Annotated in this window: 2 protein-coding genes; both read left to right on the plus strand. The window is 31.9% G+C overall.

Features of this window, described 5'->3' with window-relative positions; all coding sequences use genetic code 11:
* A partial coding sequence (locus tag LKE05_RS14025; protein ID WP_308457248.1) for a helix-turn-helix domain-containing protein occupies positions 1-460 on the plus strand: 460 nt, incomplete at its 5' end.
* Between the two features lie 15 nt (positions 461-475).
* Positions 476-1,556, plus strand: a 1,081-nt coding sequence (locus tag LKE05_RS14030) for a ParB N-terminal domain-containing protein (protein ID WP_308457249.1), incomplete at its 3' end; no start/stop codon positions are given.

Consider the following 1,556-nt stretch of genomic DNA (forward strand, 5'->3'; position numbering starts at 1 on the left):
AAAGGGACTTATTAAAGTTAAAGCAAGGTGGAGAGCAAATGGTTCTCAGACAAGTAATCTATTTAGTGTAGCAAATATTGATAAAGGATTTTTTATTCATTCTGACATACTAAATAAAAAGCTTACAGTTTATGAATTGACTGTTCTTATCTATCTATGCAGTAGAAAAAATAACAAAAATAAATGTTATGTATCACAAAAAGAGATAGCTAAAACGTGCGGAATGAGTGTAAGAGAAGTCAGTATAATTATATGTCGTTTGAGAAAAAAAGGATTAATAAATACTCGTATGCAATTCAATTTAAATAACAGAGGTAACTATGTTTTAGAATATACGATTTGCATATGTAATGAAACAGAAATACGAAAAGAATTAAACAATGAATTAATTGTAATTGACGATATTAATATCGATATGCGAGATGATATTAATATTGGGATTATTAAAAGTATAAGGTAAAAGGAGAATATAAAAATGGCAGAAGTAAAAAGAGATTATGCAAAAATGATGAATATGTTTCAATCTACTGCACCTGAAACACAGACAACAACATCAGGTGAGCATATAGACAGAGAAAACGGTTGTGTTGAATTGTCAATCAGTATGCTTGAGCATTTCCCACAGCATCCGTTTGAATTATATACCGGTGAACGATTTGAAGATTTAAAAGAAAGTATCAGAGAGCATGGAGTTTTAACTCCGGTCCTTGTACGAAAACTGGATAACGATAACTATCAAATTCTTTCCGGTCATAATCGTTGTGAATGTGCCAAAGCAGTCGGTTTTAAAACAGTGCCATGTGTTGTGTTAAGTAATTTAACTGATGATGACGCTCTGATGATTGTACTTGACAGTAACACAAAACAACGTGGCATAACAGAAATGAAAATATCTGAACAGGCTCATATATACGCACTTGATGTAGCAGTAAACAAACGTCAAGGTAAACGTTCTGATTTGATAAAAAGTATTGAGAAAAACCTTGAAATCCTTAGTAATGATGCGGTTTCCGAAACTTTGTCTCAATTTGATACAAAGTTAGATACTACTCAAGAAATAGGAGATAAATATGGTATATCAAGAGCTACAGTAGCAAGATTATTGAGAATAGATACTCTTATCTATGAACTGAAAACAAGGATTGATGATGGTGAGATTGCAGTAAATGCCGGAGTGGAACTATCATATTTAACGCAGTCGGAACAAGAAATAATTGATGAAGTGATTTGTGAATTTAATTACAAGTTAGACATTAATAAATCAAAACAATTAAGAGAGCTATCAAAGTCGGGCAAGCTAAATAAGGTTACTGCGGTTGATGTATTCGAGGGACGATATAAAAAGCCTAAAACAAACAGTAAACCATCTGTTAAAGCCGTTACGTTAAAGCCAAAGTTCCTTTCAAAATACTATGCGGCAGACGTACCGCAAAATGTAATTGAAGAAGAAATAGAAACATCAATAGATGTATGGCAGAAAATAAAAGATAAATTCAACGGTTTATCAGTTGAAGAAATCAAAGAGCAAGTAGAAAATTTGCTTGAAGAAAATATAT

Source organism: Hominilimicola fabiformis, from assembly GCF_020687385.1.
Lineage (GTDB): Bacteria > Bacillota > Clostridia > UBA1381 > UBA1381 > Hominilimicola > Hominilimicola fabiformis.